Annotated in this window: 18 protein-coding genes and 1 tRNA gene; 4 read left to right on the top strand and 15 right to left on the bottom strand. The window is 57.7% G+C overall.

The genetic code is table 11. From position 1 onward, the window contains the following. Window positions 1–16: 16 nt before the first annotated feature. Together ORY85_RS01480 and ORY85_RS01475 are read right to left on the bottom strand one after the other, a co-directional pair. Window positions 17–1,951, bottom strand: coding sequence for a MacB family efflux pump subunit (locus ORY85_RS01480; RefSeq protein ID WP_274572397.1), 1,935 nt, complete (start codon window positions 1,949–1,951; stop codon window positions 17–19). 93 nt (window positions 1,952–2,044) lie between these two features. Beyond that, complete coding sequence (locus ORY85_RS01475) at window positions 2,045–3,223, bottom strand: efflux RND transporter periplasmic adaptor subunit (RefSeq protein WP_274572396.1); 1,179 nt, start codon at window positions 3,221–3,223, stop codon at window positions 2,045–2,047. A gap of 202 nt (window positions 3,224–3,425) precedes the next feature. Here ORY85_RS01475 and ORY85_RS01470 point away from each other — a divergent pair, with 202 nt between their 5' ends. Together ORY85_RS01470 and dinB are read left to right on the top strand one after the other, a co-directional pair. Beyond that, the gene (locus ORY85_RS01470; protein ID WP_274572395.1) at window positions 3,426–3,896 is read left to right on the top strand and encodes a type IV pilin protein; all 471 of its coding nucleotides are present in this window, start codon (window positions 3,426–3,428) and stop codon (window positions 3,894–3,896) included. Between the two features lie 52 nt (window positions 3,897–3,948). After that, entirely contained in the window at window positions 3,949–5,004 is a 1,056-nt protein-coding gene (gene dinB / locus ORY85_RS01465; RefSeq protein WP_274572394.1) for a DNA polymerase IV, read from the top strand. A gap of 123 nt (window positions 5,005–5,127) precedes the next feature. Here dinB and rnr read toward each other — a convergent pair whose 3' ends face one another. Then, window positions 5,128–7,626, bottom strand: a complete 2,499-nt coding sequence (rnr, locus tag ORY85_RS01460) for a ribonuclease R (protein ID WP_274572393.1) — start codon at window positions 7,624–7,626, stop codon at window positions 5,128–5,130. A 74-nt stretch (window positions 7,627–7,700) separates the two neighbouring features. Between rnr and ORY85_RS01455 the strand changes: the two genes are divergently transcribed. Next, a tRNA-Leu gene (locus ORY85_RS01455) sits at window positions 7,701–7,787 on the top strand. 126 nt (window positions 7,788–7,913) lie between these two features. Here the strand turns inward: ORY85_RS01455 and ORY85_RS01450 are convergent. The 8 genes from ORY85_RS01450 to ampD all read right to left on the bottom strand — a co-directional run bounded on the left by ORY85_RS01450 (window position 7,914) and on the right by ampD (window position 19,955). Beyond that, entirely contained in the window at window positions 7,914–10,286 is a 2,373-nt protein-coding gene (locus tag ORY85_RS01450; protein WP_338578194.1) for a TonB-dependent receptor, read from the bottom strand. 325 nt (window positions 10,287–10,611) lie between these two features. Beyond that, window positions 10,612–13,407 (bottom strand): YadA-like family protein, encoded by a 2,796-nt coding sequence (locus tag ORY85_RS01440; RefSeq protein ID WP_338578192.1) that lies wholly within the window; start codon window positions 13,405–13,407, stop codon window positions 10,612–10,614. A gap of 28 nt (window positions 13,408–13,435) precedes the next feature. After that, the gene (locus ORY85_RS01435; protein ID WP_338578190.1) at window positions 13,436–14,164 is read right to left on the bottom strand and encodes an ESPR-type extended signal peptide-containing protein; all 729 of its coding nucleotides are present in this window, start codon (window positions 14,162–14,164) and stop codon (window positions 13,436–13,438) included. A 200-nt stretch (window positions 14,165–14,364) separates the two neighbouring features. Then, window positions 14,365–15,231 carry a UTP--glucose-1-phosphate uridylyltransferase GalU gene (galU, locus tag ORY85_RS01430; RefSeq protein WP_274572648.1) on the bottom strand — a complete coding sequence of 289 codons (867 nt, stop codon included), beginning with the start codon at window positions 15,229–15,231 and terminating at the stop codon, window positions 14,365–14,367. 97 nt (window positions 15,232–15,328) lie between these two features. Beyond that, window positions 15,329–17,788 (bottom strand): NAD-dependent DNA ligase LigA, encoded by a 2,460-nt coding sequence (gene ligA / locus ORY85_RS01425; protein ID WP_274572643.1) that lies wholly within the window; start codon window positions 17,786–17,788, stop codon window positions 15,329–15,331. Beyond that, on the bottom strand, window positions 17,785–17,961 hold the full coding sequence (locus ORY85_RS01420) for a hypothetical protein (protein ID WP_274572642.1): 177 nt from the start codon (window positions 17,959–17,961) through the stop codon (window positions 17,785–17,787). The genes ligA and ORY85_RS01420 overlap by 4 nt, the downstream gene beginning before the upstream one ends. Before the next feature lie 49 nt (window positions 17,962–18,010). Further along, the gene (locus ORY85_RS01415; protein WP_274572641.1) at window positions 18,011–19,327 is read right to left on the bottom strand and encodes a cell division protein ZipA C-terminal FtsZ-binding domain-containing protein; all 1,317 of its coding nucleotides are present in this window, start codon (window positions 19,325–19,327) and stop codon (window positions 18,011–18,013) included. An 85-nt stretch (window positions 19,328–19,412) separates the two neighbouring features. Continuing rightward, on the bottom strand, window positions 19,413–19,955 hold the full coding sequence (ampD, locus tag ORY85_RS01410; protein ID WP_274572640.1) for a 1,6-anhydro-N-acetylmuramyl-L-alanine amidase AmpD: 543 nt from the start codon (window positions 19,953–19,955) through the stop codon (window positions 19,413–19,415). A 132-nt stretch (window positions 19,956–20,087) separates the two neighbouring features. On the opposite strand from ampD, the gene mltG reads away from it, so the two are divergent. Further along, window positions 20,088–21,080 carry an endolytic transglycosylase MltG gene (gene mltG / locus ORY85_RS01405; protein WP_274572639.1) on the top strand — a complete coding sequence of 331 codons (993 nt, stop codon included), beginning with the start codon at window positions 20,088–20,090 and terminating at the stop codon, window positions 21,078–21,080. A 409-nt stretch (window positions 21,081–21,489) separates the two neighbouring features. Here mltG and ORY85_RS01400 read toward each other — a convergent pair whose 3' ends face one another. From ORY85_RS01400 to ORY85_RS01385, 4 genes are all read right to left on the bottom strand, one after another. Further along, window positions 21,490–22,878: a HAMP domain-containing sensor histidine kinase gene (locus tag ORY85_RS01400; RefSeq protein ID WP_274572638.1), complete on the bottom strand. Its 1,389-nt coding sequence runs from the start codon at window positions 22,876–22,878 to the stop codon at window positions 21,490–21,492. Window positions 22,879–22,891: 13 nt separating this feature from the next. Continuing rightward, window positions 22,892–23,569, bottom strand: coding sequence for a response regulator transcription factor (locus ORY85_RS01395; protein ID WP_274572637.1), 678 nt, complete (start codon window positions 23,567–23,569; stop codon window positions 22,892–22,894). Between the two features lie 157 nt (window positions 23,570–23,726). Then, on the bottom strand, window positions 23,727–25,514 hold the full coding sequence (locus tag ORY85_RS01390) for a PglL family O-oligosaccharyltransferase (protein WP_274572636.1): 1,788 nt from the start codon (window positions 25,512–25,514) through the stop codon (window positions 23,727–23,729). Then, window positions 25,507–25,869 (bottom strand): DUF2069 domain-containing protein, encoded by a 363-nt coding sequence (locus tag ORY85_RS01385; RefSeq protein WP_274572635.1) that lies wholly within the window; start codon window positions 25,867–25,869, stop codon window positions 25,507–25,509. Before ORY85_RS01385 ends, ORY85_RS01390 begins: the two co-directional genes overlap by 8 nt. Between the last annotated feature and the right edge of the window lie 317 nt (window positions 25,870–26,186).

The raw sequence follows: 26,186 nt of genomic DNA, 5'->3' as shown, positions 1-26,186 counted from the left end.
TTCAGACGGCCCCGACTCAGTCGCGCGCCAATGCATCGACCGGATTGAGACGCGAAGCACGGTTGGCGGGCATAAAGCCGAACAACACGCCGATGGCGCTGGAACACAAAACCGCACCGGCAATCGACCAGACGGAAAAACGCATCGGGAAGTCGGTAATAAACGTATTGAACACCGCACCGATACCGAGCGACAGCAAAACGCCTGCCACGCCGCCGATCAGGCAGATTAAGACGGCCTCGATCAGAAACTGCTGCAACAGATTGCCCCGCCGCGCGCCGATGGCCATACGCACACCGATTTCCCTGGTACGCTCGGTTACCGACACCAGCATGATGTTCATCACGCCGATGCCGCCGACCACCAGCGAAATCAGGGCAATCGACGAAATCAGCAGCGTCATCGTGCCGGTCGTGCTTTCCACCGTCTGCTTGATGCTGTCGCTGTTGCGCATAAAGAAATCCTGCGTGCCGTGGCGTGCGGCCAACAGTTCGGTCAGCCCTTTTTCCGCCGCCTGCGAATCGGCACCGTCCTTCACTTTGACAATAATCGAGCTGGTATAACGCTCGCCGGTGATTTGGTGCATCACAGCGGTATACGGCGCGAACAGTTGCAGCGTATCCGATCCGCCGAAAGCGTTGCGGTCTTCTTCCAGCACACCGATGACGGTCAGCGGCCGTTTTTTGAACAAAATAACCTTGCCCAGAGGATCGCTGCTGCCGAACAGCTTGTTGCGGGTATGGTGGTCTATAACCGCCACTTGGCCGTCTGTACGGACATCTTCATCGTCAAACAGACGGCCTGAGGCCAGTTTGAAGCCGCGCACATCGAAATACTGTTCGCCCACACCGTAAAGCTGGGCAGTCAGCACCGTATTGCGGTAGGTCAGCGTGCCGCTTGTGGACGTTTGCGGCGTCACACTGTCCACATAATTCTGCCCGGCCAGCGCGCCGGCATCGGCAATCGTCAGCGTTTTAATGCGGTTTCGGTGGCGGTCGCCGAAACCTTTGCCGGGGAAAATGCTGATGGTGTTGGTGCCCATCGCATTGATGTCTTCCAGAATTTTTTCCTGCGACCCCCGCCCCAAAGCCACGACGGACACCACCGACGCGATGCCGATAATGATGCCGAGCATGGTGAGCAGCGAACGCATTTTGTGCGCCGCCACCGCCTGTACCGACATTTTGAATGCTTCGGCCGACTGGTTGAAATCCAACAGCCGCACCGGCCGTACCGCCGTTTCGGGCAAATCCCGAACCGGGCTGCGCTCTGCTTGGCGCGTATCCGAAACGATGCAGCCGTCGCGGATTTCGATGACGCGCTGCGCATGGGCGGCGATGCCCGGATCATGCGTAACCATGATGACCGTGTGCCCCTGCCCGTGCAGCCGGTGAATGATGTCCATCACATTGCGGCCGCTGGCGGTATCCAGCGCACCGGTCGGTTCGTCGGCCAGTATGATTTCGCCGCCGTTCATCAGCGCGCGCGCAATCGATACGCGCTGCTGCTGGCCGCCGGACAGTTCGGACGGCCGGTTGTTTTCCTTGCCCGCCAAGCCCAAATCGGCCAGCAGTTTGTCCGCCCGCTCCCCGCGCGCCTGCCGTCCCATGCCCGCATATACCGCAGGCAGGGCGACATTGTCGCGTGCGCTCAATGCGCCCAGCAGGTTGTAACGCTGGAAAATAAAGCCGAAGCGGCGGCTGCGCAGCGCGGCCAGATCGTCGGGCGGCATGTCGCGGGTTTCGACACCGTTGATGCGGTAGGAACCGGAAGTGGGCGTATCCAGACAGCCCAGAATATTCATCAGGGTGGACTTCCCCGAACCGGATTGGCCGATAATGGCCACGAACTCGCCTTTTTCGATGGTCAGGCTCACATCTTTCAGCACATGGACGCGGTTTTCGCCTTCGCCGAAATAGCGGTTGAGGTTACGGCATTCGATCAGACTCATGGATTTTCCCGTTTTCAGACGGCCTCCGGCACAGGCAGGCCGTCTGAAAAAGCGTGTACGGACAAAGCGGTCAATAGGCGGCCGTCAGGCCGTTTATCTGCGCGGCGGCGGCCCCATCACACCCTGCGGCAGTGCGTCGCGCTCGTCGGCACCGGTTTCCGAAACCACCACGCGCTCGCCTTCACTCAAACCGCTCTTGACTTCGGTATTCATGCTGTCGCGCAGGCCGGTGGTAATTTCTTTTTCCACCGCTTTGTCCCGCCCGTCCAGTACGCGCACATAGGTTTTGCCTTCGCGCCGCTTGACCGTTACCGTCGGCACCGCCAGCACGCCTTTGGCACTTTTGATTTCTACGGTATTCTGCGTCGTCATGCCGATGGCGAACCTGCCCTCGGGATTGGGCACATAGGCACGCGCATAATAATATATCGCGCTGTCGGTGGTATCGGTTTTGGTGCTGTAACTGCCCTGCGACATCGTCGTCAGCCCCGGGTCTATGCTGTCGAGTTCGGTTTCAAACGGCGTATCGGGTTCGGATAGAATGGTAAAGCGCACTTTCTGGCCGGGTGCGACTTTGGTAATGTCGCCCTCGGCAATCTGCATTCTGTTGAGCATACGGCTCAAATCGGCCAGTTGGATAATGGTCGGCGCGGTTTGGTTGGCATTGACGGTCTGCCCTTCTTCCACCGGAATCGCCACCACTGTGCCGTCCATCGGTGCGGTAATGCGCGTGTAGCCCAAATCGCTCTCGGCGGTATTGATGGCGATTTTGGTCTGACGGATTGAAGACTGCAGTTCGGCCACCGATGCACGGGCGGCAGCCAGCGCGTCCTGCGCACTTTCCAGCTCGGCGCGCGAAGTCGCGTCTTCCCGCCACAATGCTTCTTCGCGGCGCAGTTTTTTCTCCGCACTGGACAGCGCAATCCGCGCCGAAACCAACTGCGCCTGATGGGTGGCCAGTTTGGCTTTTTGGGTGTTGAGGGTATTGAGCTGGGTGGTCGAATCGATTTCGGCAATCAGGTCGCCGCGTTTGATCTGCTGGCCGATTTTGACATACAGCCGCTTAATCTGGCCGGAAGCCTGTGCACCCACATCGACCCAGTGTGAGGAAGTCAGTTCGCCCGTGGCCGAAACGGTTTGGCTGATGTCGGTGCGCTTGACGGTTTCGGTCAGATAGCTGACACGGTTGTCGTCGCGGGTAAAATACCATGCGGCGGCACAGGCCGCCGCCAAAGCCGCTGCCGCCAGCAGCCATTTTGCTGTTTTTTTCATCGTCTTGTTCACTGCATCACAAAATTACGGGCAAAGGCCGTCTGAAAACTGACCGGCAGCCCTGTTTTCAGACGGCCTGCAAGGCTACACAAAGCGCAGCCGTCTGCCAAACAGTTTACCATTACTTTGCCGAATCAAATAAATTCGAACACAAAGCAGAATTTATTTTAATATGCGGAAATCATATTTCCGGTCTGCCGCCATGTCCGTTCCCGAAAAATCCGCCGGTTTCACCCTGCCGCAGATGATGGTTGCCCTGCTGCTGGCCGCCCTGTTTGCCGCCGCAGCTTGGTCGGCCTACGGCGGCTACGCCCGCGATGCGCGCCTGAATGCCGCCCACGGCGTGCTGTTGGACAATGCCCGCTTTCTCAACGAACACTATCTGCAACATTTGAGCTACAAAGCCGGTTCGACCACATGGCCGGTTTTGCCCGTCGGCGAGAATGCCGATTTCTGCTTCCGCCTGCAAGGCAACCCGCGCGGCGCGCTGGCCGACCGTTTCACCCTCAAAGCCGTCGCCAAAAATCCGGCCGCAGAAGGGCGCGTCCTGCTGCTGAATCAGGATTTAACCGCCACCGTATGCGAAAGCAGCACCAGCTCCTGCGATGAAACGACCGCTTTTTTCGGCAACGAAAACGGTACCGACCGCCAATGCAGCCTCTACCGCCCCTGATGGGCGGCGTGCCTGATGTTACAATCCGTCCGTTACGCTTTTCAGACGGCCTATGCACACGCGCAAAATCATCCACATCGATATGGACGCTTTCTACGCTTCGGTAGAACTGCGCGACCGGCCGCAGCTCAAAGGTCTGCCGGTGGTGGTGGCCTGGGAAGGTGCGCGCTCGGTTATCTGCGCGGCCTCCTACGAAGCGCGCCGTTTCGGCCTGCGTTCTGCCATGTCCGTCGCTGCCGCCAAACGCCTCTGCCCGCAGGCAGTCTATATTCCGCCCGACTTCGCCCGCTACCGCGAAGTCTCCGCCCATATCCACACCATCTTCCGCCGCCACACCGATCTGATTGAACCGCTCTCGCTGGACGAAGCCTATCTGGACGTTACCCGCAACCACCGCAACCTCCCTTACGCCGGCGAGATTGCCCGCCTGATCCGCCAAGACATTCTGGCCGAAACCGGCCTCACCGCATCAGCCGGTGTCGCGCCGAACAAATTTCTCGCCAAAATCGCCTCCGACTGGCACAAACCCGACGGTCAATTCGTGCTGGCACCGCACAAAATCGAAGCCTTCCTGCACACCCTGCCTCTGGAAAAAATCCCCGGTGTCGGCAGGGTAACGCTGAAAAAAATGCACGCGCTCGGCCTGCACACCGCTGCCGACTTGCGCCGTTACAGCCGTGGCGAATTGGCCAACCTGTTCGGCAAATGGGGCTACCGTCTCTACGATCTGGCACGCGGCACCGACAACCGCCCCGTAACGCCCGAACGCGAACGCTTACAGATTTCCACCGAAATCACACTGCCTCAGGATCTGCCGCTGGCCGGTATTGTGCGCCACCTGCCCGGTTTGGCAGCCGATTTGTGGCAGCAGATGCAGAAGCGGCAAACCGCCGCCCGCAGTGTTACCCTGAAACTGAAAACCGCCGACTTTCGGATTCTGACCCGCTCGCAGACCTATTCCGCCGTCCTGCCCGATGCCGCCGCCCTGCTGCAATCGGCACACCTGCTCGGCCGCCGTTTCCCGCCGCAGCCCGACAGCGGCTACCGCCTGATCGGTCTGGGGGTCGGCCATCTGTCGCCTGCCGGCAGCCAGCCGCTGCTGTGGTAGGCGGTTTTCAGACGGCCTGACGGCGGCCGCGCGGCACAGTAAGACGCGTTAAAACAGCAGAAAACACCATATCCATATCGGCAAAAAAATCCCCGCACCGTTTCCGTTGCGGGGACAGGCGGCTTACTTCTTGCGCTTGCGCGCCTTCTTGTCTTTGTTTTTCTTCGCCTTGGCAGGCTTGTCCGATTCGTTTTTTCCGCTGTCTTTGGCCACCAGCATGATTTTGCCGTTTACCATTTTCAACGATTTGCGGCCGTCTTTGGCCTTCTGTTTACCCTTGGTTTTGGCCGTCTGAACAGCGGCCGGCACCTGCACCGGCGGCAACGTTTCCGCAGCGGCCGTTTTTTCCTGCCGTACGGCACTTGCGGCCGCAGGCCTGCGGCGGCCGCCCGGGCTGCCCTGATTGGCGGCGTGGCGGTTTTTCCGCCCTTTCTGCCCGCCGGTAACGAGTGCCAAATCGATTTTACTGGTATCCAAATCGGCACGCGCCACTTGAACCACCACCTTATCGCCCATCGCAAAGCGCACGCCGCTGCGCTCGCCCTCGATGGTCAGTGTATCGGGACGGTAGTTGAAATAGTCCTCGCCCAGCCCGCTGATGTGTACCAAACCTTCAATATGGATATTGTCGAGCGTGACAAACAGGCCGAAATTGGCCATGCCCGATACCGTTCCTTCAAAAATCTCGCCGACTTTGTCCTGCATATAGTAGGTTTTCAGCCAGTTTTCCACATCGCGCGAAGCTTCATCGGCACGCCGCTCGGCAGACGAAGCGTGTACGCCGCTTTCCGCCCAACCGTGCTGCGGATCGTATACAGTACCGTTTAAGACTGCCTTGATGGCGCGGTGTACCATCAAATCGGGATAACGGCGGATCGGCGACGTAAAATGGGCGTAGTGTCCGTACGCCAAACCGAAATGCCCCTGATTGTCTTTTTCATACACGGCCTGCTGCATCGAACGCAGCAGCATGGTCTGAATCAGAGCGCGGTCACTGCGCCCGGCCACCTGTTCGGCCAAAAGCGCGTAATCTTTCGGCGCGGGCTTGTCGCCGCCGCCCAAGCTCAAACCCAGCAGGCCGAGCTGTTGGCGCAGGGTGGCCAGTTTTTCTTCGTTCGGCCCCATGTGGTTGCGGAACAGCGCGGGGTGCTTATGTTTGAGCAGGAAATCCGCCGCACAAACATTGGCCGCCAGCATACATTCTTCAATCAGTTTATGCGCATCATTGCGCACCACCGGCACAATCCGCTCGATTTTGCCCTGATCGTCGAACAGCATTTGGGTTTCCGTACTTTCAAATGCCATGGCACCGCGCTGCGTCCGTTTTTTCTGCAAAATCTGATACAGGCGGTAGAGCGTTTCAAGTTGGGTTTTATGCGGATAATCGCCGCCTTCGGAGAGCCATTGCCAGACTTGGTTGTAGGTCAGGCGCGCGTGCGAGCGCATCACGGCGGGATAAAAGCGGTATTCCTTGATATTGCCCGCATAAGTTACCGTCATATCGCACACCATGCACAGGCGTTCGACATCGGGATTGAGCGAACAGATGCCGTTGGACAGATTTTCCGGCAGCATCGGAATCACGCGGCGCGGGAAATAGACGCTGGTGGCGCGTTCGTAAGCGTCCACATCCAAAGGCTCGCCCGGACGCACATAATGGCTGACATCGGCAATCGCCACCACCAGACGGAAATTACGCCCCACTTTTTCGGCATACACCGCATCATCAAAATCGCGCGCGGTTTCGCCGTCGATGGTAACCAGCGGCAAACCGCGCAAATCCTCGCGCCCCTTGCGGTCGGCAGCACGCACTTTATCGGGGATTTTCGCCGCCGCTTTTTGTGCGGGCGGGCTGAATTCGTGCGGCAGACGGTGTTTGCGCACAGCAATTTCGATTTCCATGCCGCTGTCGGCATAATCGCCCAACACATCGGTCAATTTGGCCACCGCAGGCTGATGCCCCTGCGGGTAACTTTCAATCTGTGCCGAAACCACCTGCCCGCTTTTCGGCTTGAATGCAGCCACCGATTCGGGTTCGAGTAAAACCGCCTGCGTGAGCCGCTTGTCTTCCGGCAACAGAATCGCCACACCGCGTTCGACATAGAAACGGCCGACCACATCGGTCTGCGCCCGTTCGATCACGTCCAACACCTGCCCTTCGCGGCGGCCGCGCCGGTCGGTTCCCGCAGGGCGGACAGTAACAATATCGCCGTGCATCAGGCCGCGCATCTGCCGCTCGTACAGTACAAAATCGCCCTGCTTGGGCTGTTTGTTTACCGGCACGGCAAAACCGAAGCCGTCTTTATGCGCCTCCACACGGCATTTGACCAATTCCAGCTTATCGGCCGCACACACCGCTCCTCGGCGGTTAATCAGAATCTGTCCGTCGCGCGCCATCGCTTTCAGACGGCGTTCGAAAAATTCGTACTCCCCGCTGCCGATGGACAGTTTCTCCGCCAAATCGGACACGGCCACCGGCACGCCCTCACGCTCCAACAGCTCGATAACCCATTCGCGGCTGGGCAGCGGCGTTTCGTAACGGGTACGCTCACGCGCCAAAAAAGGGTCTTTTTCGCGCAAACTTAATGATTTAGATTTTTTTTGCATTTTAATAATTGACATTCATTCGTTAAGATATATAATACCCGACTTCTGCAACGGCTGACACTGTACCGCAAAGCAGAGATTAACGCAAAGCCCAGGTGGCGGAATTGGTAGACGCGCTAGCTTCAGGTGCTAGTATCCTCACGGGTGTGGAAGTTCGAGTCTTCTCCTGGGCACCACCATACGGATTAACCCTCTTGACTGCAAGAGGGTTTTGCTTTTTTTACCACCGGAATGCCGCCTGCCAAACACGGCGGCTGCATGATACGGCCGCCATGCGGTTTTCAGACGGCCTCCCGCCTGCATTAAAATGCGTAGCCCAATTCGAGCCAGAACTGTCTGCCCGGGGTATAAATACCGTATTCGCCCGCAACGGCACGGTAGGTACGGATTTGACGCTTGCGGTTCAGCACATTGACCAAGTCCAGTTTGATGTACGGCCGGTGGCCGCCGGATAAGGCCGGCTGCCAGCGCAGGCTGCTGTCCCACTGCATATGCCGTCCGTAATCATAGCTGTCATAAGCGTCCAACCGGTTGATGCCGTCAGGCCGTTTTTCATACTGTCTGACCGGTGCTTTGGCATACAGCCGGTTTGTCCACGTCAGACCGTAGGCGGGAAGTGCCATGTCCAGAGCCAAACGCGCCGTCCAGTTTTCCCTGCCGCTGTTGGCTTTGGCCGCCATGCGGCCTTTTGTTGTCAATTTTCCGTCCAAATAAACCGGCGTATCCGCATCGGCGGCGCGTATGTTCTGCATATCCAGCCAATCCAAGGCCAAGCCGGCGCTCCACTCCGCCATGCCCCACCGCCAAGGTTCGGCCCGCCTGATTTCCAGCGTATAAATCCGGCTGCCGTATGACGGCCGGTTCCGATAATATTGACGCAGCAGCGGATCTCCGTTCGGTTTCTCGCCGACCTGCTCTTTGACCAGACCGATACTCTGCCGGTTTTGGCGGCGGATATAATTTGCCGCGACACGCCAGCCGCCGACGGCCTGTGCCACGCCGAAAGTCGTCTCATCGGTATACGGGCTGTTCAGACGGCCCAATCCCCCGTAACGTTCGTCGGGACTGCCGTTTAATTTGAGGATTTCGTCCGAAAGTTTCAGAGCCGAAAACGATCGGCCGTAATAACGGTTCCGGCCGAATGTCAGACGGGTCTGCTCAAACGGGCTGTAACGCACGGTAAAGCGGGGGGCGATATTGGTGTTTTTCAGATAATCATCGCGTTCCAGACGCAATCCCGGCCGCCACTCCCATTTTCCGGCACGGATCAAGTCTTCCAGATACAGCGCGGCATTTCCGTAATGCGTCTTGACACTGCCCTGTCGGGCAAAAAGCTGTTTCGGCATTTCAAAAGTCGGCGAACCGTCGAGATATTCGCTGCGGTACAGGGAATAGACATCTTGATCGCGCCGGAAAGCGTAATCCGTGTGCTGGTACAGCCCGCCCAGCGAAACGGCATGTTCCCACACACCGGTGCGGAACGGATTGGGCGCGTAGTCGAAAGAGTAGTGGATATTCTTCTGTTTCAGACGGCTGTTGCCGTAGCCGCCTTTTTCATAATCCCAAACCGAATCGTCATCTTCATTCAGCACATTGACGATTTCCGCCGTTGCCGCATTCGACCGCCGCCCGTTGCGGAACACATCGTAAGCCAGCGTATGAGTCAGGACACCCGAATCAGAAGTATAGATCGAAGCCAGCGTGGCACCGTAGGCCGTCTGCGAATCGGTCAGATTGTTATTGAGATTCCCGGCGTAAAATTTACCCTCACGGTAATCCGAATAACGCAGGCCGAGCTCTATCCTGTGGCGATCTGCTGCCGCCCAATCGAGATTGACCAGCGCATTGTCCGACCGGCGGGTGTGTTTCTGCCTATCCGACCGGCCGTTGCTGCCCGTGATGCGGTGCTGCGCAATATCCGACGTCCGACGGCTGAAACCCGCCGCCAAACCGATGTTCTCGCCCAAACGCTTTTCCACACCGATGCCGAATGTCTGTTTGCGGAACTCGGGCTGGAACACCGCCTCACTGCCCACCGGTACGGCACGTTTCAGCAGAGATGCCGCCGTACTGTCGGCATAAAATTCCGTCCATGCCGAACGCGTAGTGCGGTAGCGCATATCCCACCGGTCGCGCCCGCCGTAACGTTTGGTTTTCGCCACCACCGCACCGCCGCCGAAACCGCCCAAAGCGGCGGAAATATTTTTATCGTGCACCGCCACGCCCGACAGCAGATTGGCATCAAAAAAATAGCCCTGCCGGTGGCTGATGCCCGGCACCACCTGAACCGAACCGTCAAACAGCTCGCCATCAACAGTCAAATCATTGTTCACATTGACATTATCGACCAGATAGGCCGTCTGATCCGACGGCGCGCCGTTGATTAAGACAGCCTCGGGCCGGATTTCGCCCTGCCTGAAACCGTCGCGGTCGCTTTCTTCGTAACGGATATTCGGGTGGCCGCGCAGATAATCGGACACATTGCCGTTCTCCCCCGCCAGCCGTCCGATTTCGCCCTTCCCGACGGTTCTGACCGAAGAGAGCGCAACCGTCGGCCGGCCGTAAACCACCACTTCGGGCAGACGGGCTGCCCTGCCCTGCGGCAGCGGCGCAGCAGACAAACGGTCGCAAAACGGTAAAACGGCCATCAGCGCGAATGCAATCAATTTCACCATACGGATCATTTACTTTTCTTAAAAAATGATAATTGTTATCATTATATTAAGAAAATATCAGATTTGTAAACCCCGCCTCCGCAAGCCGTCTGAATATGACTGTGCACTAACCCAAACCGCCGATATGCGGCAACGTGCATCGGCATATTTTTTAAAAGCGGCACGGCCTTGGGTGGCGGGACGCAGGTCGGCCAAATAACCGGACATTTCGGCCGACAGTACTTCGGCGCGGACTTTTTTTGCCGCCGATGCTGCCGTATCGTCAGCCATGCCCAGAACAATAAAAGCAGGGCAACCGCCCTGCTTCTGCCTGACCGGCAACGGCTTACCACTGATACAGCGCACCCGTGCTGGCACCGATACGGCCGCTGCTGTTGGCCGATACCGTACCTTTGACAATCCAATTGCCGCTGTCGCTCATCGACGACATACCGACAGCCACCGCAGAGCGGCCGCCGTAATAACCGCCGCCGATGCCCACACCGTTCGCTCCCGCACGGGTAACCTGGGGAATGGCACTTTGCGCCATCGCCCCGGCCACCCCGGCATAGGCTTTCTTCGCCACACGGTTTATATCGCCGCCCAGCTGTCTGAGCTGGCCGACATTCACCGCATCGGTATCCGCCACACCCGCCGCCACATTGGTGATGCGGTTGCCGCCGTTGTTCAGACCGCTTCCCGTCAAACTCACGGGGTTGGCACCGCCGCCGACAGTAATGCCGTCTGCATTGAGGGTAACCGAACCGATTTTGCCCGTATCCGCATGGATATTTTTGGCGGTAACACTGTTGAATGAAACATCGTCTTTGGTGGCCACCGTAATATGGCTGCCGTTACGGGTAATGGCGATGTTTTTACCGTCCAAAAACTGCACGGTACTGCCCGGTGCGACAAAATCGGCAGCATCACCGTTGGCTTGAATATGCCAACCGCCTCCGCCTGCCCGGCTGGCCGCATCGTAAACTGCTTTCAACTGGTCTTCGGTCGCGGCCTGGCCTGATGTGAAATTGTTCGGATCAAAGGTTTTATTGGTCAAACCGCCGATGGTGCCTTTATCGCCGTCTATGCTGACAGGATGGTTGCCGCCTACGGTCAAGCGGTTATTGGTCAGCTTGCTGCCGCCCACGGCCAACGATCCTGAATCGGTCAGGTTCACATCTTTATTCAGTTTCACGGTCAGGGTATCGGTACCGTTGGCTACCACGCCGATATTGCCGTCGGTCAGGCCGGCGGCATCTGCGGCATTACCTTTGACATTGACGGTTTCGCCCAATTTTCGGGTTACATTGCCGCCACTGTCGCCGACAAATGTGATGCCTTGGTTATCCACCTTATCTTTGGCATCCACGCCTTTTTTGATATCTGCTTTGGTTGTAGAAGACAAATCAATTGCATAAGAACGAGTTTTCTCTTCATTATTGATGGTAGGTGTAACAGTAACCGCTTCGGAACCTGTCGCAGTGGTATCCCAAGCATTGATGGTGTAAACACCGTTCTCTTCTCGGACGGTTACGTTCTTACCTGCTTTGACTCCGGTTTTGGCTGCCGCAACAGCCGCTTTCAGCTGGCTGACATTGACCGCATCGTTGTCTGCCGTACCGGCTTGGACATTGGTAATCTTAACCGGCTGACCATTAGTACTGCCCACTTTAATATGACCGCCGTCGTTGCTGATTTTCGGGCCGTTGTTGCCGAAAGTTACGCTGTCGAAGTTCACATCACGCTTGGTGGCATAAGTGATTTCGCTGCCTGTACGGCTGACAGTCAGGTTGTCGCCTGCCTTAAAGGTTACGGTGTCGGACGGGTTAATCAGCTCTTTGCCGTCTTTGCCGTCCGCTGCCAAGTTCCAACCTGAGTTGTTGATGGCTTTCGCCACATCGCCGGCCGTTGCCAAGGCATTCGGAGCGACAGGTGTGTTGACTTTGCCGTCTGAATTGGCAGTCAATTCGCCGGTAACAGCTGCAATATTGCCCTTGTCATCAACTTTGACAGTCGTGCCGTCGGTTTTGGCCGATACAGTGTAGGTTGTGGTCCCGTTTTGCGTGTCGGAGCTGACGGCTATGCCCGAACCCGGTGCCACCACACTGGCCGCACCGCCTCCGCTGCCGCCCGCTCCTTTTTTGATTTCTGCCGCCAGTTTTTCCGCCACCAGATACAGCTGGCTGCCGTTGACGGCATCGGTGGACGTTTTGGAAATTTCGCCGGCGGCCACATGGATAATCTGCCGCTCGCCGCCCGCTTTACCGACGGCCAGCACGCCCGACTCCGCCTTGCCCTGTCCGGCAAAACCGCCATAAGTAATGCCGTTTACCGTAGCTTGGCTGACGGCTGTGGCCTCACGGGTTGCGGTTGAACCCGCACCGAGGGCGATGCTGTTGCTCTGGCTGACTGCTGCGGCTTTACCGATGGCCGTGATATTGCTCAGGCCGTCTGAAACGGCGGTATTGCTGCCCAGAATCTGCGCGCCGGTAATCTGATTGAGCTTATTGTCGTTGCCCATTAAAACGAGGTCATTGGTGTTGTTGACCGTATTTTCACTGCCTGCGGTAAAGGTATTGTTCACATCGGTAACGGTATTTTTATAGCCGGTTACCGCGTTGCGCTCGATGCGGCCGGCCGCATCGCTGCCTCTCAGCGTATTGCCCACACCGATGACTTGGGAGCGGATAACGTTTTCGGCCAGATTGCCGCCGCCGATAATGCCGACCGAGCCCAGTTCTTTGCCGCGCAAAACATCAAGATTACCCGCCACGATGGCCGAAGCATCTCCCATCGTAAACTGCTCGTCCCGATAGGCATTGTTGATCTGGTTGCCCGATCCGACAATCAGCGCGCCGTTACTGTCGGTAATTTTATTGGCCGCACCGGAAATATGGTTGGCCACGCCGTCCCACTCTTTATCCTTATTGTTAGCAATCACCGTATTGTATGCGCCGACCACCGTGCTGGCCGTTCCCTGCGTACGCACACCGGGAATTCTTCTGCCGAAGATCTCGAAACTGCCCACTTCGGCTTCTCCGGCGGTAATTTTGCTGCCGCTGCCGAAATACTTGCCAGATACAGCACCATTATCGATTCGGCTCCGACAGTGGTCGAACCGCGCCGGTTGTTGTACTGCCATTTCCTGAGCTGGATTGCCCGTGTATTGGTTACATTGCCGATATGTACGGCATTTTGCGAGGCAACCGCATTCGCACCGATGGCAATACCCGCTGCGGCATTGGGCAGGTCGGGCGACGAGTTGGATACGTTATACGCATTGGCCTTATAGCCGATGGCAATGGCGTGTTTGCCAGATCTGCCGCAGCAGCAGCACTTCCTCTGCCCCTGTCGCCACCACGCTTGCCTCGCCGATAGAAATACCGTATTTGCCGTAGGCCTTCGCCGCTTCCGGCCGCGACTGCGCCCAATGCGCGTGCGCCGCCTTTGGCATCGATGGTGCCTTCGTTGGTCTGTTCGTTGCCCTCTGCCTGATTGGCATCGCCGGTATTGACATGGACATAACCGGTACGGTCGGCTTTGGCTTCTACCGCTTGGAGCTGGGCGAGGTTGACGGCATCGGTTGCCTGCTCGCCTGCGGCAAGCCGTCTGATGCGGTTATCGGCATTATCCAGGCCGTCTGCCGATAAAGTGATGCTTTTGGCAGGATCGGTGTGCTTGATTTGAACGCTGTCTACGGTATGCACCACCGCCGCATCAGGCGGTACCGTCTCATCGGCAAACACACTGCCCGAACCGGCCAGCATCAGCAGCAGAGCCGTCAGTTTCAGCCGGGGGGGGGGGGCGATGCCGCCCTTGCCGCCCGCGCGGGCGTATTCGGCCACAGCCGTCCAAGTTTGCGTTGCCCGGTTGAATACGGTTCGGTAAATATGGTTCATTTTTTGCCTCTCTTTCCTGCTTCAATTGACCTGCGGTTGATTTTATGACGGGTAAGTTACCGATTTATTACCAAATTTCCGCCGCGCTGTAAACCTGCCTGCGGCAAAAAAGGCCGTCTGAAAACGGCCTGCGCGGTGTTTTCAGACGGCCTGATATATGACGGGCCGAAATGCCGGAATGTTTTTCAGCCCAAAGCGGTTCAGCGGATATATTGCTGCAACAGTTCGCGGAAAGCCGCGCCGGTTTCGGGGTGTTTCAGGCCGTAGGCCACGGTGGCTTCGAGATAGCCCAGTTTGCTGCCGCAGTCGTAGCGTGTGCCGTCGAAGGCGTGTGCCAGTACAAATTCGTGGTCGAGCAGGCGGGCGATGCCGTCGGTCAGCTGGATTTCGTTGCCCGCACCGCGCGGCAGGTCTTTCAGCAGGTCGAAAATGCGCGGCGTGAGAATATAGCGGCCGACTACGGCCAGATTCGACGGGGCTTCTTCGGGCTTGGGTTTCTCGACAATATTGATGATGCGCCGGTAGCTTTTCAGGTTTTCGACTTCCACGATGCCGTAGGAGCCGGTTTGCGACGGATCGACGGTTTCCACGCCCAAAATGCTGTTGCCCGTTTGGTGGTAAATATCCACCATCTGTTTGAGCGCGCCCTGCGGGGCATCGATTAAATCGTCGGCCAGAATGACGGCAAACGGATTGTCGCCCACGGCGGCACGGGCGCACAAAACGGCATGACCCAAGCCCAAGGCTTCGGCCTGGCGGATATACAGGCAGGTAATGCCCGCAGGCAGAATATCGCGCACATGCGCCAATAATTTCTCTTTATTGCGCTGTTCCAGCTCGGTTTCCAGCTCGTAGGCTTTGTCGAAATGGTCTTCGATGCTGCGCTTGTTGCGCCCGGTAACGAACACCATTTCGGTGCAGCCCGCGGCCACAGCTTCCTCTACAGCATACTGAATCAGCGGTTTATCGACCACCGGCAGCATCTCTTTCGGGCTGGCTTTGGTGGCGGGCAGAAAGCGCGTACCCATACCGGCAACGGGAAAAACGGCTTTTTGAATCGGTTTGATCATATCGGACGGCTCCTTTGGAAATCCTGTATTGTATCCGCCTGGGGGATAAAAAGAAAAATATTCTCAATTGTGTTTACTCGGGGAAACGGTCTTTTCAGACGGCCTCTGCCAGCAGTATTTTCAGCTGCGCCTCGTCCAGCACGGCCACGCCCAAAGCCTGCGCTTTTTCCAGCTTGCTCCCCGCCGCTTCGCCCGCCACGACATAGTCGGTTTTTTTCGATACGCTGCCGGACACCCTGCCGCCCGCCGCTTCAATCATGGCCTGCGCTTCATCGCGTTTGAGCGTGGGCAGCGTGCCGGTCAGCACAAAGGTTTTGCCCGCAGCGGCACACATGCCGGTATTTTCGGGCAGGGCGGCGTTTTCAGACGGCATTTCCCGTAAAAAGGCCTCTATATCCAGCAGCAGGCGGCGGTTGTGCGGCAGGCTGCGCCACTGCTGCCATTCGGCCGCCAGCGCGTTATCTGCCAACAATCCGGCGATGCTCTGTCCGGCCAATTCCCACAAGGCGGCCGCGCGCTTTTCGCTGATTTTGAAATCCGGCAGGCGGGCCAGCCATTTGGCGGGTTCGGCATAGCGGGCAAGCGGCAGGGTAACGGGCTGCTCCTGCGGCACCACACCGGCGGCGAGCAGGCCGTCTATCATCTCCTGCTGCGCGCTTTGGGCAAAAAAACCGGCCACAGACTGCGCCACCACACTGCCGATGTCGGGCAGGCAGGCCAGCAGCGGTTCGGGCGCGCGGCGCACTCTGTCCAGCGTGCCGAATGCCTGCGCCAGCGATTTGGCGGTGCGCTCGCCGACATGGCGTATGCCCAGCGCAAACAGAAAACGCGCCAATTCGGGCTGTTTGCTCGCTTCAATCCCTGCCAGAATATTTTGCGCCCATTTCACGGGCGGCTGTTTTTTTGCCGCTTTGAGGCCGTCTGAAAACGCGCCGTCTGCCGTTTCGTCCGTTTTTCCCGCCTGATCGGCCTGCTCTTTCATCTGTTGCAGGGTCGGAATATCGAGACGGTACAAATCGGCAAAGCGGGTTACCAAATCCTGCGCCACCAAGAGTTCAATCTGCCGCTGCCCCAAGCCTTCGATGTCCATCGCTTTGCGTGAGGCAAAATGAATCAGTCCCTGCGCGCGCTGGGCGCGGCACAGCATACCGCCGCTGCAGCGCGCCACTGCTTCGCCCTCTTCGCGCTCGATGCGGCTGCCGCAAATCGGGCAGTGTTCGGGCAGGCGGTAGCGCGGGTAAACGGGTTCGGCAGCCTGTTCCGATTCAGACGGCCTTTCGGCCAAAGCGGCAAACATATCGCCCTGAATGCCGTCTGAAACATTTGCGGCGGTCTCACGCATCGGGCGGCGTTCCAACACCACGCGCACCACTTCGGGAATCACGTCGCCCGCACGGCGTACCACCACCGTATCGCCCACGCGCACATCTTTGCGCTGCGCCTCGCCCTCGTTGTGCAGCGTGGCATTGGTTACGGTTACGCCGCCGACAAACACGGGTTGCAGGCGGGCAACAGGCGTTACCGCGCCGGTACGCCCCACCTGCACGTCAATCGCTTCCACCACGGTTAAGGCTTCTTCGGCAGGGAATTTGTGCGCCACCGCCCAACGCGGCGCGCGCGAAATAAAGCCCAACTCGCGCTGCTCGGCCAGACGGTTCACTTTCACCACCATACCGTCGATTTCATACGGCAGTTCGGGGCGTTTTTGCAGCATTTGTTCATAAAAATCCAAAACTTCGCCGATATTTTTAAAACAGCCGAAATGGCCGTACGGCAGGCTGAATCCCAACTCACGCAAATAAGCCAATTCTTGAATATGCTCTTGCGCGGCCAAGCCGCCCTCTTGGCGCGCGATGCCGTAGGCGAAAAAGTGCAGTTTGCGTTGCGCCGTGATGCGCGAATCCAATTGGCGCAGGCTGCCTGCGGCAGCGTTGCGCGGATTGGCAAACAGCTTTTGCCCGGCCGCCTCCTGACGTTGGTTCAATGCCGCGAAATCGGCTTTGAGCATCAGCACTTCGCCGCGCACTTCGATCATATCGGGTATCTCCGCACCGTACAGCCGCAGCGGCACGCCCGCAATGGTTTTCACGTTCAGCGTGACATCTTCGCCCACTGCACCGTCGCCGCGCGTGGCCGCGCGCAGCAAAACGCCGTTTCCATACAGCAGGCTGACGGCCAGCCCGTCGAATTTCGGTTCAATCACATATTCGGGCTGCCTGCCGTCCAAACCGCCGCGCACGCGCTCGTCAAATGCCAGCATCTCGGCATGGTTGAACACGCCGTCTGCATCCTGCGGCGAAAAGGCATTGGACAGCGACAGCATCGGCACTTCGTGGCGCACGCTCTCGAAACCGTCTAACGGCGCGCCGCCTACGCGCAGGGTGGGACTGTCGGGCAGTTTCAGTTGCGGGTGTGCGGCTTCGAGCGCTTCCAGTTCGCGGTAAAGCCGGTCGTATTCGGCATCGGAAATCGTGGGCGCGTCGAGCGTGTGGTATTCGTAGGCGTAACGGTTGAGCCGTTCGGTCAATTCGCGGATTCGTTCGTTCGGGTTCATGGCGGATAATCAATGGGTGGCGTTTTCAGACGGCCTTCCGGACTGAACAGGCCGTCTGAAAACAGGATAGTCAAATTCGGGCAGCCGTCTGCACCGGCCGGTTCGGGCAGCGGTTCGGTATCGGCCGTAAAATTCGGCCGCCGAACCCAACGGGGCAGACGGAAAAACAGCATAAAAAACGGGCGCGGCCGTCCGCCTGCGCCCGTGATGTGCGGCGTTGTGTCAGGAGAACAGGCGTTTGGCCAGCTCCCCGCCCGGGGAAACGCCGATTTTCTGCATTTCATCCTGACGCGCCAGAACATAGCGGCGCACGTCTTTCAGCCACTCGGTAGACAATTCTTCCAATTTATCGTTGACCAGATCCAAGCCCAGTTCGCTCGACAGGCGCACGGCCAAGTCCATAAAGCGGTTGAAGGTTTTCTCGCCGGCCGGCACATGCGGAATATCGAAGAGCATACTGAAACCGCGGTACGCCTGACTGGCCAGCAGACCGGCGGTAAACGCACTGTTGTCGATGGAAACCACGCTGAACAGCGGCTCGCCCTGCTCATTGGGCAGGTGGAACGCGCCGTCATGCCCCAGCTCGAAGCCGAGACGTTCCAAAGAAGCGCGCAATTCGGTTCCGCTGACATCGGTGCGCGACACCAGATGAATGGCGATGGTCTGGTCGACGCGGGCGCAGACTTCGTCCAGCGGGCGCGCGATGTCGAGAAACGCCGCCACATCGGTCAGACTCAGCCCCGCATCGAGTTTTTCGGCAAAGGCATTGGCCTGCGCGCCGAAGTTTTCCAAATCTTGTGTCGCGGCCAAACCGCTGCGCGATACGGCCTGCAAACCGATAATGAAACCTTGGTAGTACACGCTGGGAATCGGTTCGGCAATCTGCCAGCGGTTGTCCATGGTGCAGCCTGCGATTTGGAAACGGTGGCGGCCGGAAAGGCGCGGCAGTGCGTGCAATTCCTGCGGTTCGCTTAAAGAAACGTAGGCCAGATAGTCGAAACGCGGGTCGAACCACGGCAGCTCCTGCTTGGCCATATCGTCCAAATCCAGCAGCAGTTTCTGCTTGCCGCGTTTGACGGTTTGCGAATGCACGGGCGCGGGTACGGTTTCAAAAGTAAATGCCGCTTCGGCCGCTTCGCTTGCCGTTTGCAGCACCGCTTCGGCAGGGGCGGCATCACCGGCCGTGCTTGGCATATCGAACAGACCGGCCGCAGCGGGCACCTGCTCCTGAGACACCTGCGCCGCAGCTGCGGTTTCAGACGGCACCGGCGGCTCTTGGCGCAGCGGGACGGCAGCAACCGGTTCGCTTTGCGACAGATCATGTTCGCGGCGCACTTTCAGCGGTTCATTCTGTTTGCCGTGTTTTTTGCCGTCGCGCACCGACTCGGTTTTACTGCCCAAAAGCGCGTCTTGGTCGGAATGGCCGAACTGCTCGCGCATTTTTTTGCGGTATTGGTGCTCTTGATACATATTGAAAGCCATCACAGCCAAAATCACTGCCAGGCACAGAACCACAATCAGCAGTACGTTATTATCCATAGAAAGTCCGTGTGTCGTTGTCGGTAATTATTGTTTCAGGGCGATTATAACCAAATTTGGCCGCACTGGCAGCCTGCCGCCCGCTTTAACGCTTGACCGGATAGGCAGACAGCCGGTGCCAGTCGAAAAAATGACCGGGGTCGCTTTTGCGGCCGGGGGCAATGTCCTGATGGCCGGTCAGCGCGCGGATCGGATACCGGCACATCAGGGCATCGAGCAGACGCGTCAATGCGGCATACTGTGCTGCTTCAAACGGTTCGAAATCGCAGCCTTCCAGTTCGATGCCGACTGAAAAGCGGTTGCATTTTTCCCGCCCCTCAAACTGCGACACGCCCGCGTGATACGCTATATCGTCGCAGGAAACGAACTGGACGGTTTCCCCCGTGCGCGCAATCAAAAAATGGCTGGAAACGCGCAAATCGGCCACCGCGCCGAAAAACGGGTGCGCCGCCGCATCGAGACAATTGGTAAACAGCTGCTCCACCGCACCCGTACCGTATTCGAACGGCGGCAGCGAAATATTGTGCAGCACTACCAAATCCACCGTTTCCCCTGCTGGACGCGGTTCGCAGTTGGGCGATACCGCCTGCCGCGCGCCCGACCAGCGGCCGTTTTGCCATTGATCCATCTGTTGCCTTTCATACTGCCCCGCTGCCGCCCACCCGTTTTCAGACGGCCTGAAACGGCCGTGTAAAAGACTGGCAAAAGCTCGGGGCTGCTTTTATACTGCGGCCTCGATTATAGCCGCGAACCCTGCCGCATGAAAAAACTGTTTTCCCTGTTTCTGATCCTGATACTGACTGCCGCCGCGCTATTCGCGCTGCTGCTGTTCCTGCCCAAAAATAACGGTCAGGCCGTGCGCCTGAAAGTGGAAAAAGGGCAAGGCATATCGGGTGTGAGCCGCCAGCTGGCAGAGCAGGATGCGGTTTACAGCCGCTATGTGCTGGTAGCGGGCGCATACCTGACGGGTATTCAAAACCGCCTGCGCAGCGGCAATTACCGTCTGCCGCCAGAAGTTTCGAGCTGGGATATTCTCCGCCGTCTGAAATCCGGCCGCCCCGATACCGTTACCGTGCGCATTATCGAGGGTATGCGTTTTGCCCAAATGCGCCGCATCATCGACGAAACCGCCGACCTGCGCCACGATACGCTCGGCTGGTCCGATGAAAAACTGCTGGCCGCCGTCGATCCGCAAACCGGCAGCCAGCACCCCGAAGGCCTGTTTGCCCCCGACAGCTACGAAATCGACACCGGCGCGAGCGATTTGCAGGTATACCGTCTGGCCTACCGCAAACTGCAACGCAACCTCAAAGAAGCCTGGGACGACCGCCAAAGCGGCCTGCCCTATCAAACGCCCTACGAGCTGCTGATTATGGCCAGCATCATTGAAAAAGAAACCGCCCACCCCGACGACCGCCGTCTGGTCTCGGCCGTTTTCGCCAACCGCCTCAAAATCGGTATGCGCCTGCAAACCGACCCGACCGTGATTTACGGCATGGGCAGCAGCTATCAGGGACGGATCCGCAAAGCCGACCTGCGCCGCGACACCCCGTACAACACCTACACCCGCGCCGGCCTGCCGCCCACCCCCATCGCCCTGCCCGGCCGCGCCGCGCTGGAAGCCGCCGCCCACCCGGCCAATGCCGACTATCTGTATTTCGTTTCCAGAATGGACAGTACCGGCAAAAGCCAGTTCAGCCGCACGCTTGACGAACACAACGCCGCTGTGCGCCGCTATATCCTCAAACGTTGAGGAAACATTGAGAAAAAAGGCCGTCTGAAAACCGCATCAAAAACGTTTTCAGACGGCCTTGCTATGATGGCCGGCAAGCGGATCTTTCTACTTCTGTGGGCAAAGTTACTGCGGAAGCCGCCCGGTAAACCGCTTCAATATCGGAGAGAAACAGCAATATCGGGGCGGAAACATACACCCGGAGACTGATTTCCGTAAATCAATAAGGTGAATTTATTTGCCATTGGCTTATTTGGCATAGTGATTGTACCGATTAACTTATCAGCTGGCGTGCTGTTTACACTCTCACCATCGCTTGCTGATATGCTGTGGGCTGTATCATCGGCGATTTTATATGGGCTGCATGGTTTTTTATTGATGACGCTTGTCTGATTTGACCAGTGCACCGCACTGCCGTTTTCAGACGGCCTCAGGCAGCGGGTTTGACTGCTTTTTTCGGCAGGCAGAACGTCATTTTCAGGCCGTTGGGGCTGACGTTTTCGGCAATGATTTTTCCCTGGTGCTGGTCGATGATGTGTTTGGCCAGCGCCAATCCCAACCCGGTGCCGGGTTTGTTGGCACTGCTGTCGGCACGGTAGAAAGCGGTAAAAATATGAGGCAGCTGCTGCTCGTCCACACCGGGGCCGTTATCCGTGATGTCGATCTGCCAGTTTTTGGCCGTCTGACGCAGAACAACGCCGATTTCACTTCCTTGCGGGCTGTAATTCATCGCATTGCGGATAACATTGTCGAAAGCACGGTACAGGTAGCTTTCATTGGCTTGAACCGTCATATCTTCCGGTACTTTGTCCAGCGTCAAGGATAAAGTCTGCCCGTTGCGCTGCGCCACAGTCTGGCAGTCCTCTACCAGATTCTGCAAGAAAGGCACCAGTTTGAGGTTTTCTTTTTCCAGCTGTACATTGGCAGTTTCCAGCCGCGAAAGCGTCAGCAGCTCGCCTACCAGCGTATCCATGCGCACCAGCTCGTTTTCCAGACGCTGCAGGTATTGCTCCTGTTTCTGCGGCTGCGCCTGAATCAGGCCGAGTATGGCCTGCATCCGTGCCAAAGGCGAACGCATTTCATGGGAAACGTGGTGCAACAGATGCCGCTCTTTGGCCACCAGGTTTTGCAGCTGCTGCGCCATTTTGTCGAACTGTCCGGCCAGTTGGGACAATTCGTCGTCGCGGTCGTCCATATGCTGCGCGATGCGGGTATCCAGTTCACCGGCTGCCAGCCGGTTCATGCCCCGGCCGAGGATACGGATCGGTTTGGCAATGTTGTTGGCCAGAATATAGGCCAGCAGCAGCCCGACAACCACAATAAAGCCCAAAATGAGAATTTCCTGCCATACACGCGGCACCGGCAGGCCGGGAATGAACAGCGGGCTGCTCTGAGGTACCAGATCTTTTTTGTCCCAATTACGGATAAAAAACAGATACTCCTGACCGAAACGGTCGAATTCCAGATGGGCGTATTGCGAACTGGGTTCTTTAACTGCCAATGCGTACGCCAGTTCGATTCGGGCAGGATCGACGGGGCGCTCGAAAATATCCTGCCTGTCGTCCCCGGCAATCACCAGAACGTTGTTCGATTCGGGACGTTCCTGCCACTGCTGTAAGAGTTCGCGCACCCCCAGCTCTCCCCGGCTGTTGAAAGCGGCCACAGCATTACGCAACAGCGTGGTTTCCAATGCACGCTGCTGCTCGAAGCGGTTTTCCGCAATTTTGTCCTGTACCAGCCGGAAAGAAAAACTCGCCACGAATATGGCGCAGATAATGACGGCGCAAAACGTGGCGAAGATGCGTTGGAACAATTTCATAACGGGCTGAGAATCAGTTTTTCACAAACAGATAGCCCAAACCGCGTACGGTTTGAATCAGGGAAGCGTCGCCCAATTTGTGGCGGATACTGGAAATATGCACATCGATGCTGCGGTCGAATTTTGCCAGTTTGCGGTCGAGTGCCTCAATCGACAGGGTTTCTTTGCTGACCACCTGACCCGCATGGCGCATCAGCACTTCAAGCAGATTGAATTCGGTGCTGGTCAGCTCCAACGGTGCTTCACCGATGGTGGCCTGGCGCTTGGCCGGATACAGGGTAACATTGCTGACCGAAATGCTGTTGGGCGCGCTGTTCTGCTCGCCCGCATTTTGCGCACGGCGCAGAATGGCATTGATGCGCGCCAGCAGTTCGCGCGGGGTGCAGGGTTTGGGCACATAGTCGTCGGCACCCATTTCCAAGCCGATAATGCGGTCGATATCGTCGCCTTTGGCAGTCAGCATAATCACCGGAATGCTGCTTTGTGCGCGTACACTTTTGAGTACTTCCAGACCGTTCATTTTCGGCATCATGGAATCGAGTACCACAACATCGTATTGGCCGCCGAGGATTTCGTTCACACCGGCCTCGCCGTCGGGTACGCTGCTGACCTCCAAGCCTTCGGCAGTCAGGTATTCGGTAAGCAGTTCGGTCAAATCGGTATCGTCATCTACCAATAATACGCGGCTCATGTTTTTTCCTTTGCTGAAATACGGTTGCCGCCGCACGGATACTCGGCGGCTGTCTTAACATACGGTACTTTACACACGGTACTTTGTTTTCTACAACATATCTCCTTCCGCTTTTGCGCTTTTTTGCATGAATGTAAACGGCTTAACATTCGCACACTCAGAGCGGCGGAGCGGGGCATTTTTTGGCTTTGGCATTGCGGGCACGGTAGGCTTCGCAGGCTTGGAACAGTTCAGGATAAAGATCTGAAAAATAAGGAGATGTCCGAATTTGTCCGGCATAATACGACAGCATATTGGGATAGTAGCGGTATATCTGTACCAGCCACTGTTGCGCCGTTTCCCTCCCGCCCAGACGGTATCGGTACAAACCCCATTGGTAGGCGGTGGCATAAGGGCGGTAACGCAATGCCCTGTCTGCGGCTTCTATCGCCCACGGCGACAGAACCGGATCGGCGGGCGATGCACGGCGGGTCAATGCCAGATCGGCATAATAGGCCAGCAGCGGCTCGGTTGCGGCAATCCGGCGCAGGCCTTCGATTTTGCGGGACACTTCGGCACTGCTTTCATTTTTCACCCGACTGTCGAACGCCGTTAAATCGCGGTACACCGTACCCAAACGGAAAATCCCCGCCATCAGTACCACAGCCGCCGCCGCTACTGCCCATTGCAGCAGACGCGGCGCAGCGGTTTGCCCCTCCTGTTGCGGCACGCTGCCCATCATCACGGCAAACGGTACCAAAAAATAGAGATACCACAACGGATATTCCAGCAGACTGTGGCACAGGCTGACGGTCATCAGCATCAGCGGCAGCAGGGCGGACGAAGCAAAAGGCCGTCTGAAAAACGGCCGCACCGCCCACAACGCACCGCCCATGACCAGCAGCGTTCCCGCCAAACCCATTTCGGCCAGCAATTGCAGCACGATATTGTGCGCGTGGGTAAACAGAACACTGTTACCGTAGGGACTGAATCCGCCCGGATAGCCGCCCGCCAGAAAACCCTGCAAAGAAAAACTGCCCCAGCCGTGTCCCCACAACGGGCGTGCCAAAAATACCTGCCAAGCCTTGCGCCATTCCAAATCGCGTGCCGACAGGGCAAACGAACTGTTTTCCACCCGCGCCAATGCGGTTTCCACAGGTGCGCCGCCCAGCCAGCCCAATACCGTATTCAAACCGAGCTGCACCGCCACCACCATAGCCAGCGAAAACAGCGTCAGCACAAACATACGGTTGCCGTCGCGCCCCACCATCAGCCGCCACAAGACCGCCAACACGCCCACCGCCGCCACATACAGCAAAATGGTACGCGAATTGACCAAACCCAGCGTAGCGGCAATCCACACCACCGCTGCCGCACCCGCCCACCATGGCAGCAGACGACGTGCCCACAGATAAGCCGCGACCAACACGCCCCACATCAAATAATGCCCCAGATGATTGCGCTGGCCGAGCTGGCCGACAATCTCTTTGCCGCGATACGACAAAATGCCGGCAAAATCCGCCGCCCAGCCGCCGAACTGTGCCCACGCCACCAACGTTTGCAGCAGCACGCCTGCCAACAGCACACCCGCCAGCACATCAGCCACTTTCTGCTGACCGACATCAGCCGCCCAGCCCGCCAAGGCCCACAGCGTCAAAGCCAGAATCACAAACGCCCAAACCGCCTGATCGCTCTGCCCCGGATACACCAAATCCATCAGCCGTGCCTGCAACCACCAAAACCCCGCCAAAGCCAGAAAATAATAAGATGCACGCGGCAGACGGCTTTTCAGACGGCCGGTACACGCCGCGCATACCGTCAGCAGCAGCGCAAACACCAGCGCACCGCTTTCCAGATAAAAACTGTTCAGCGGCCCCACCCGCAGATTGCTCATAAACGGCACCACGGCCATCAGCAGCAAAGGCAGCACCAGCGGCCACAAACGGCCGTTTTCCCGTTCAAACACCGGCCGCCTCCCGCTTTTTGGCGCGCACAAACATCAGGCAGGCGGCAAAATATGCCGCACTCAGCACCAAGGCCGCCGCCGCACACCAGCGGCTGGCCGTATCCGCATCGAACAGCCGCACCACCGCCTCGGCAAAATAGGCCAACACCAGCATACACGACCATTGAAACGTATAGATTTTGCCCTGCATTACCCCGCCCAAAGCCAGACACAGCGGCAAGGCCTTCAAAGCCAGCCAAGACCCGCCAGGCCGCAGCGGTGCCAAAAACCATTCCCACGCCAAACTCAACGCTATCAATGCGGCCAAGGCGGCCAACGCCCAACGCTGCACGCGCAGACTTGCTGTTTTATCCATCACTTCGTTTTTTCCCAAAACGTTTTTCTACAATTTTCGGTTTGTTGTCGGCAGTACGACATGAATGAACAGGTGGACGGGTTTAGAAATCCGACCCGCTGCAAACTTTATCCACCCCACTCGGCTTTCCCAAAAATAAAAATAGGAAATAGTCGGATTTAACAATCCGACCTACGGTTATTTACTGTCGGCCGTACTGCTTGATTTACGGGTTGCCGAGCCAAACGCCTTGAACGAAACGTCCTCCGCCCTGTCCGCACTAAGAATCAAGCCGGTTTCATACGGCGTAGGTCGGATTTTAAATCCGACATTCTCCG

Source organism: Neisseria leonii (assembly GCF_028776105.2).
GTDB classification, from domain to species: domain Bacteria; phylum Pseudomonadota; class Gammaproteobacteria; order Burkholderiales; family Neisseriaceae; genus Neisseria; species Neisseria leonii.
The sequence above is the reverse complement of the archived record's forward strand: the minus strand, read 5'-3'. Positions and strand labels throughout refer to the sequence as shown.